The organism is Vibrio profundi (assembly GCF_005281835.1).
Lineage (GTDB): Bacteria > Pseudomonadota > Gammaproteobacteria > Enterobacterales > Vibrionaceae > Vibrio > Vibrio profundi.
This window is the reverse complement of the sequence record NZ_RZIS01000003.1, coordinates 558,663-565,444: the sequence shown is the minus strand read 5'-3', so window position 1 is coordinate 565,444 and position 6,782 is coordinate 558,663. Positions and strand designations below refer to the sequence as shown.

Annotated in this window: 11 protein-coding genes; 2 read left to right on the top strand and 9 right to left on the bottom strand. The window is 41.2% G+C overall.

The genetic code is table 11. The features are described 5' to 3' along the window. Positions 1-160: 160 nt before the first annotated feature. The 5 genes from ELZ11_RS11300 to ELZ11_RS11280 are packed head-to-tail and all read right to left on the bottom strand — an operon-like array spanning position 161 to position 2,412. Positions 161-478 carry a hypothetical protein gene (locus ELZ11_RS11300; RefSeq protein WP_137357506.1) on the bottom strand — a complete coding sequence of 106 codons (318 nt, stop codon included), beginning with the start codon at positions 476-478 and terminating at the stop codon, positions 161-163. Positions 479-481: 3 nt separating this feature from the next. Beyond that, complete coding sequence (locus ELZ11_RS11295; RefSeq protein ID WP_137357505.1) at positions 482-820, bottom strand: DUF1293 family protein; 339 nt, start codon at positions 818-820, stop codon at positions 482-484. Continuing rightward, a complete protein-coding gene (locus tag ELZ11_RS11290; RefSeq protein ID WP_137357504.1) occupies positions 808-1,923 on the bottom strand; it encodes a replication initiation factor domain-containing protein in 1,116 nt (371 codons plus the stop codon). The genes ELZ11_RS11295 and ELZ11_RS11290 overlap by 13 nt, the downstream gene beginning before the upstream one ends. Further along, entirely contained in the window at positions 1,913-2,113 is a 201-nt protein-coding gene (locus tag ELZ11_RS11285) for a hypothetical protein (RefSeq protein WP_137357503.1), read from the bottom strand. Before ELZ11_RS11285 ends, ELZ11_RS11290 begins: the two co-directional genes overlap by 11 nt. A gap of 2 nt (positions 2,114-2,115) precedes the next feature. Then, positions 2,116-2,412: a hypothetical protein gene (locus tag ELZ11_RS11280; protein ID WP_137357502.1), complete on the bottom strand. Its 297-nt coding sequence runs from the start codon at positions 2,410-2,412 to the stop codon at positions 2,116-2,118. Positions 2,413-2,611: 199 nt separating this feature from the next. On the opposite strand from ELZ11_RS11280, the gene ELZ11_RS11275 reads away from it, so the two are divergent. Next, positions 2,612-2,968 carry a DUF3693 domain-containing protein gene (locus ELZ11_RS11275; protein WP_137357501.1) on the top strand — a complete coding sequence of 119 codons (357 nt, stop codon included), beginning with the start codon at positions 2,612-2,614 and terminating at the stop codon, positions 2,966-2,968. A gap of 155 nt (positions 2,969-3,123) precedes the next feature. Here ELZ11_RS11275 and yciH read toward each other — a convergent pair whose 3' ends face one another. Next, complete coding sequence (yciH, locus tag ELZ11_RS11270; RefSeq protein WP_137357500.1) at positions 3,124-3,435, bottom strand: stress response translation initiation inhibitor YciH; 312 nt, start codon at positions 3,433-3,435, stop codon at positions 3,124-3,126. A 6-nt stretch (positions 3,436-3,441) separates the two neighbouring features. Further along, positions 3,442-3,810: a DUF3319 domain-containing protein gene (locus ELZ11_RS11265; protein WP_137357499.1), complete on the bottom strand. Its 369-nt coding sequence runs from the start codon at positions 3,808-3,810 to the stop codon at positions 3,442-3,444. Between the two features lie 100 nt (positions 3,811-3,910). Between ELZ11_RS11265 and ELZ11_RS11260 the strand changes: the two genes are divergently transcribed. Further along, complete coding sequence (locus ELZ11_RS11260; RefSeq protein ID WP_137357498.1) at positions 3,911-4,873, top strand: tyrosine-type recombinase/integrase; 963 nt, start codon at positions 3,911-3,913, stop codon at positions 4,871-4,873. On the opposite strand, the gene ELZ11_RS11255 is transcribed toward ELZ11_RS11260, so the two are convergent. Together ELZ11_RS11255 and ELZ11_RS11250 are read right to left on the bottom strand one after the other, a co-directional pair. Beyond that, positions 4,870-5,865: a D-alanine--D-alanine ligase gene (locus ELZ11_RS11255; RefSeq protein WP_137357497.1), complete on the bottom strand. Its 996-nt coding sequence runs from the start codon at positions 5,863-5,865 to the stop codon at positions 4,870-4,872. The two genes, ELZ11_RS11260 and ELZ11_RS11255, sit on opposite strands and share 4 nt — an antisense overlap. 165 nt (positions 5,866-6,030) lie before the next feature. After that, positions 6,031-6,603, bottom strand: coding sequence for an SPOR domain-containing protein (locus ELZ11_RS11250; RefSeq protein ID WP_137357496.1), 573 nt, complete (start codon positions 6,601-6,603; stop codon positions 6,031-6,033). Between the last annotated feature and the right edge of the window lie 179 nt (positions 6,604-6,782).

The following is a 6,782-nucleotide window of genomic DNA, read 5'->3' as shown; positions in this document are numbered from 1 at the left end:
AGACCGTAGTTAGCTTGACCCGCTGAGATAGCCGCATTAAGCGCTGTAGTCACCGCACTGTCTTCAGCAAAAGCCGCAGAAGAAACACCAAGAGTTGCACCAGCCAAAAGTAAACGTTTCATAAGTTATATTTCCTAAAATGTATATAAAGATTAAATGCTTAGCGTCTGCCAAGCGCTTTGAGTATTCGTCCCAGTGCGTGACCAGAAACGAATGAAAATAGAATCCAACCTGAAACCGTGGTGTAGATTTCCGAATCAATGTTGAGTTGGTAATCACTGCTTACTGCCGCAGGTTGTGATTCTAAAAAGTAATAATTGTTTTGAGATTCCAAGAACTCGGTTGTTACCGATACCGCCCAATCACAATTGCTCTTGTGGGTACTCACGATATTGCTCGTGTTGTACTCCAAGATGATTGTTGAGTTAGCCCCATCAAAAGAGAGAAGACTGGCGCAGTACCCTGTAACAAATGCCATGGATTAAGCCTTAAGTGACGCTTGGAAATGCTTTTTGATTTCGTCGTCCACTGGCTCAAGCTTGTTCACCAAAATGTCTAAAGGATCATTTGGATTAGCACCAAAGCTCAGTTGGTATTCTCGGTTGGCCACGAACGCACGCGACTGGATAAGTTGACGCGCATAATCCACGTCGATTTTCAGCGCTTGCTTGTTGTAAGGAATGTCGGTTGAGAAGCCGATGCCCGTTTGTTGAAACTTTTCGTTGTCGACTTCTTCTACCGCGCGAAGTACTGACAATTCAGCGAATTCCATTCCCGATTTAGGGAAACGTTTGATAGAGATTCCAGTTATTGTAGGCATATTCTTGACTCCAAAATTTCGACTTTTTGTCTTGTGTATTCGTCGGGAACGCCCAACGAGGTTTCAAAATTGGCACGTCGATGATGCGTAGGGATGAGCATTCCAAATGCTTCACCTAAATCACCATCAGTCATGGCCACGATTTCAGATAACGCTTTTCCACATTGGCGACGAACCCAAGCAATACGAGCCATGAACTCTAATCCGGCTTTCTTCTTGTTGAGTTCAATCTTCATTGGTTCAGCTGGGTCGATACTGGCTGAGAAGTCGCAAAGGCCAGCGAACGCGGAAGCAGGAGAGGCCATCAATGACACGTCACACTTTTTGAGTTCCACTTCATTGCGGTACCAAATCACTTCAGGGTCAGTGATTTTCTGCTCGAATTTCTTGTTGTAGATACGCCAGTAGATAGAAGACGTACGAGAGCCAACCAAGACCGCTTCTTCAGACAATTCACCTGTTTGGGAAACGCGCTTATGAGGAACCATTGTCGGACCACGACCACGAGAAGCAGTGCGAAATGCTCCCTCATAAAAACATTTCTCAGCGTACTTACAGTCAAAGTTACCCGTGTAATCATCGACGCATAAATCCAAGCGGGCGAGGCGAGTGATACCCAGACAAGAGGCCAACCACCAATGGATTTTTTCATGGGTCGTAAACTCAAACAGCTTCTTACAACCCGTACCGTTTACTTGAACAAATACGGTGTCATTGTTGCCGCCAATCCCAACTAAGCCACATTCAACCGTTCCGGTAGAGTCCAGAATCACCATCGAATCTTGATAACCATGAAGTCCACGGCCACGCATAGGAGACAGACGGAAGTTAAAGACTTTCGACATGAACTCATCAAACCTATGGGATAAAACCTTACGGCATTTGTTACGATGTAACGTTATAGATTTCTCGATGGCTTCGGGTGAATCTTGCTTGCCGTCGACGGAAACCTTTTTAAATTCAGGAAATTGCAAGTTGATAAAGTCTTGGTCGTTAGAACTGTCTAAGTGTCGAAGCGAACCATACGAAAATGAAAACGCTAAGTGATCCACTTGAACCGGACGAACTTCATCATGGAACTTGTGCGGTTTTTTAGATGGCATGGAACACGCCCTTAACCAAAAGTTCTTGGTAGTTGTCATCTGTGATTTCAATGATCTGAAATGAGACCATGCCGTAGTGAACGTCTAGGAACTGGAAGAAGTCGCGCTGCGTCTTAAAGAAGTTATGACCCCAAGGGAAATACGCGTTGATGCCATGGTTGGGTTCGTTGTCGAAGTAGATTGAATCCATGACTAGCGCACCAAACCGTAGAACGCGCAGAACTGTTCAAGTTCTTGGTCGTCATCAAAGGTAAAAGTAAAAGCGTCGCTGCAAGAAGCTTGAGAACTAGCAAAGGAAACCGTGTGAAAAAGTTCTTCGCCAATAGTGCGTTGGCTAAACTCAAGTTCACTGGCCAAGAACTCAAAACAGAATTCCAATGGTGAGTTATGAATAGAAACGGCCGCGTGTGTGAAATCTGGGTAGTTATAGAAGCAAACATTGTCAGATTTTAAAATTTGGCCGTACTCAATAGCTTCAATTGTAAACATAGCAACCACCTTGACTGGATTGAGAGTGACTGGCCAAGCGAGCTATAAGCGTCAAGGGCAAACAGCCCAAACTTAACCAGTTAATTCTCAGTACGAGAATTTCCGTATAGTAAATATGATAAATCTCGTAGTGGCAATACGATAAATTTCGTGTTTATAAGCTAGAATCGAAGCATAGGAAGTAAGCGAGGTTTTCAAAATGTACACAAAGAAACTCATAGATGCTTATAAAGAACACATGAATTACGTGCAATATAAGCAAGTGGCTTCGGATTTGGGGATAAGTACTCAAATGCTGACAGATATTAGAAAAGACAGAGCTTTTCTAAAAGAAAATCAGATACTTATGATTGCTGATGCGGTTGGTGAAGATAAAGAAAAGGCGTTAGTTGGACTGGCGTTAGATAAAGCCAAAACGCACGAAGCACAGACACTGTGGAACAGCATTGCAAAAAAGTATAACGGGCTTGGTTTAACAAGTATTTCAATGGCTTGCGGTTCTCTAGCCCTATACTTACAACAACCATCTCAGTGCGTATTATCTATCTTATGTTAAATTGTGTTGTAATAACAAAGGCAAGAGTGAACCTCTTGCCTACTTTCGGTTTTCACGGCGTTCTATTCATGTATTTAACGATAATCAGTATTTACCATAAAATACCTAATAACTAGTTTTGCTAATCTGCGATTTTCAACTAGTTATTAGTGGTGTCAACCACCTGCGAACTTAACTTTAAAACCTTTCTTTTCAAGATGGGCTTTTATCTTATCTCTAGAGTCGCCTTGAATTTCAATGTTGCCATCTTTTATTGAGCCGCCACAGCCACAAACTTTTTTCAATTCAGCAGCCAGAAGCTTCAATGGTGCATCATCGAGATCTAAGCCAGACACGACAGAAACTCCTTTGCCTTTTCGACCTTTGGTTTCACGTTGAATTCTAACAATACCATCGCCTTTAGGACGTTCGACTTTTTGTTCTTCTGGCTTAATTCGACCAGTTTCAGTTGAATAAACTAAACTCATTAACATTTACTTCTTTTGTTGTTCGGCTTTCTGTTTTGCAATTAGATAAGCTTCGATATGTTTTTGTATTGCCGTCTTGGAACCTTTAATAAGCTTCCCATTAAACATGCAATACCATGCATTAGGCTCACCAGTGTCATTCTTAATGGTAAAACCGTTGAAATCTTCTTTTTGCCCGGCTGCTGCTCGCTCTTTATTTAAAGAACTAAACTCTTTCGGATCGATGATCGATGCGGTATCAAGCCACCAGTCTATACTTTTCTTGATGGCATTTAAATTGCCTTGTATAACTCGTGTTTTTAACCTAGCTTGCCAGACTTTATTAGTTGCGTCCGTCGATTGTAACGGTACGCCTCGGTATATTGAATTGGCCATACATGTGTTTCATCTTTTTGTTTTATCTATATTAATCATAAGTGTACTTTCAATGATATCAAGGATAAAATGCGATTAAATCCGGTTATGTTGCACTAGAATGCGAAAAAATATCCCAGTATTGTCCGATCATCACATAATTAAAGACTTTGTGTTTAGACTTAGCCAGTCATCTGATTTTGAGTTATTGCATGAATTCACTCAATCGCAATATAGTCATAACTCATTGTTAGCAATTTGTTCCGATTGGCGACAATATCTTTCGTTTTGTCACGATCACCATATTAACGTACTCCCCGCCTCTATTACCGCTGTTCGTCGATTTCTCGAGTTAGAGTCAGCGCAAAGAAAGTACTCGTCACTTAAACGTTACACTGCAACGTTGAGTCTGGTGCATACTGTTTTGGGCTTACCAAACCCTATAAATCACAGACAGATTAAGTTTACGTTGTCCCAACTGCAAGCCAAAAAGGCTGGCGATGCCAAACAAACGAATGCGTTTACACTCAAACATTTAAAGGAGTTAAACGGATTGCTCGCCAATTCGAAAAGCTCTAAAGATATACGAGATATCGCTATTTATAACGTGATGTTTGAATGTGTATTAAAACGTTCGGAATTAAAGGGCTTAGTTTTTGAAGACCTTGAATTTGATGGTATTAGCGTTTCGATAAACATAGGCCGTGATAAATACCAACTATCAGAAGACACAAGCAGCTTTCTTAACCGCTGGATCGAACTCATCGCATTACAGACAGGACCTGTTTTCCGGTCGATAGACAGGCATGGAAATATTAGCAATAACGTTCTTAATGACTCTTCGATTTATCGTATTTTAAGAAGCGCCTCAACGTTACTTGATCTTCCAGAGCATCTTAAATTTTCTGGCCAATCGCTACGTGTCGGTGCGGTTAAAGAGCTTTCAAGACAAGGAATGAAAGTAAAGGAAATACAGGACTATGGAAGGTGGTTAAGCCCTGCGATGCCTGCTCAATATGTAGGATATAGAAGCACCGCAGAAAGTGAGTTCAGTAGATATAAAGTGATTAAGCCTTGGGATTAACGCAGTGACGTTTTTACGCAGTTTTCAAGAAACTCACTGAATGTGTGTCCATTATGTTCTACCATTTTCGGGAACATTGAAATTGGCGTCATACCCGGGAAGGTATTGACTTCATTGAGATAAATATCCCCTTTCTCCGTTAAAAAGAAATCAATTCTAGATAAATGTCTTAACTTCATTTGGATAAATACTTTTTTAGCACTTTCATCAATTGTTGCTAATTGCTCGTCAGTGAGGTTAGTTGCTTCGACTTCTGTGACGGAATGGCTGTCCGCACCATACTTTTCTTCGTATGTATAGAACGCACCGTTGGGAGCAATGACTTCGCCTGGCTTGCTTACGTGTAGCTCTCCGTCCATTTCATACGCTGCCACTTCTAACTCTCGCGGCACTACGGCTAGTTCTACCAATACTTGGTCGGAATAACCAAATGCTTTGTCGATAGCTGCACTTAGTTCGCTTATGTCTGTTACCTTGTAACAACCTACAGAGGAGCCTTGTCTTGCTGCCTTAACGAATACATTCCCCCACTTCTCGAAAGCTTCTTCAGCTTTTGCGTGAGAAGAACTTGAGTTTTCTGATAGGAATAAATATGGCGTATTTGGAATATCGATAGCGTCATACCAGAGCTTTGAAGTGATCTTGTTGAAGCTATTGTTGCTTGCTTCAGAACCGCATCCTAGGTATGGAATATTAGCGAGTTCGAAAAGTGATTGGATATCCCCTGTCTCACCAGGAAATCCATGAATACAAGGAACAATAAAGTCAATATTTTCAACGTAGTCATCGCCACGAAGTGCTTTCGTGTGGATGTCTAGGTAGACTTGCTTTCCAGAGTCCGTTACCCATGCATCTTGTTTGATCTCTACACGTATAACTTCGAATTCTTCTATAGTGTTGAGCTGGTCAAAGAGGAATCCAGCAGATACTAGTGATACTTCGTGCTCAGATGAGCCACCGCCGCAAAGTAAAAGAATTTTAGTATTATTCATGTGTGAAATCAGTCCTTGAGACAAAGTAAAAATACAGTTTCATCATAAACAAATCGACGCGTAGGTACAGTGTTTTGAATAGAAAAAATCGCGCTTTGCTGCCAAATGACTAACTATTGGGCAAAAAGAAAGGGACCGAAGCCCCTTACCTATGTTTGTTCTAATCTAATTAAGCTTATTCAGTGTCGGATAGTCTGAATTCTTAATATCATCAATACTCTTTACAAATGGTTGCAAGTCTTGGAATTCAGAAGATAGTGTTGAAATCGCCTTTTTTGCTTCTAAGCGTGTTGCATAGTCACCATATAAAACCGTGAACCATTTAGTGCCATTAACTACTTTGTAGTTTTCCCAAACCGGCTGGCTTGAACGTGGAAGTTTGCTCACAAACGAATCCACTTTTGCTTGGCTTCCAACAGCAACAACTTGGATGGTGTAACCAAAACGCTGGTTCATATCCATTTGTTTTTTAGTTGGTGGTACCACTTTAGCCGTTTTTTGAGGGCTAAGCTTAACCACTTTCTTTTCTTCTGCAGGAGCTAGCTTCACAACATTAACGGCTACATTTTCTTCACTAACGCCTGTCGCTACTTCTTGAGCTTGCGAGACGACAGGAGCTTCAACTTTAGCTGTTTTGTATTCTTCCGTGTAGCTTTCAGAAGTTACATCCGTGATGTAGGTTTCAGATGCACACGCAGCCAAGAGCAGTGGCAGGCTCACAATTGCAATTTTTTTCATGGAATGCTCAGACGTCCTTAATAATAAACTACTATAAATCATGCCGATACAGACAAAGAGAATCAAGCATACTTTATCAATATCTACCAATTGGTAGTGATTCATTTCACAAACTTAACGCTCTAAGTGTAGTTCAAAATCAAATTGCTGATTTCTCCTACAATTTGATTCCACTTTGT

Excerpts from the sequence above, each read along its gene's own strand:
- ELZ11_RS11290 (WP_137357504.1), bottom strand. The coding sequence starts at position 1,923 with ATGCCATCTAAAAAACCGCACAAGTTCCATGATGAAGTTCGTCCGGTT.
- ELZ11_RS11285 (WP_137357503.1), bottom strand. The coding sequence starts at position 2,113 with ATGGATTCAATCTACTTCGACAACGAACCCAACCATGGCATCAACGCG.
- ELZ11_RS11255 (WP_137357497.1), bottom strand. The coding sequence starts at position 5,865 with ATGAATAATACTAAAATTCTTTTACTTTGCGGCGGTGGCTCATCTGAG.
- ELZ11_RS11265 (WP_137357499.1), bottom strand. The coding sequence starts at position 3,810 with ATGGCCAATTCAATATACCGAGGCGTACCGTTACAATCGACGGACGCA.
- ELZ11_RS11280 (WP_137357502.1), bottom strand. The coding sequence starts at position 2,412 with ATGTTTACAATTGAAGCTATTGAGTACGGCCAAATTTTAAAATCTGAC.
- ELZ11_RS11300 (WP_137357506.1), bottom strand. The coding sequence starts at position 478 with ATGGCATTTGTTACAGGGTACTGCGCCAGTCTTCTCTCTTTTGATGGG.
- yciH (WP_137357500.1), bottom strand. The coding sequence starts at position 3,435 with ATGAGTTTAGTTTATTCAACTGAAACTGGTCGAATTAAGCCAGAAGAA.
- ELZ11_RS11295 (WP_137357505.1), bottom strand. The coding sequence starts at position 820 with ATGCCTACAATAACTGGAATCTCTATCAAACGTTTCCCTAAATCGGGA.
- ELZ11_RS11260 (WP_137357498.1), top strand. The coding sequence starts at position 3,911 with ATGCGAAAAAATATCCCAGTATTGTCCGATCATCACATAATTAAAGAC.
- ELZ11_RS11250 (WP_137357496.1), bottom strand. The coding sequence starts at position 6,603 with ATGAAAAAAATTGCAATTGTGAGCCTGCCACTGCTCTTGGCTGCGTGT.
- ELZ11_RS11275 (WP_137357501.1), top strand. The coding sequence starts at position 2,612 with ATGTACACAAAGAAACTCATAGATGCTTATAAAGAACACATGAATTAC.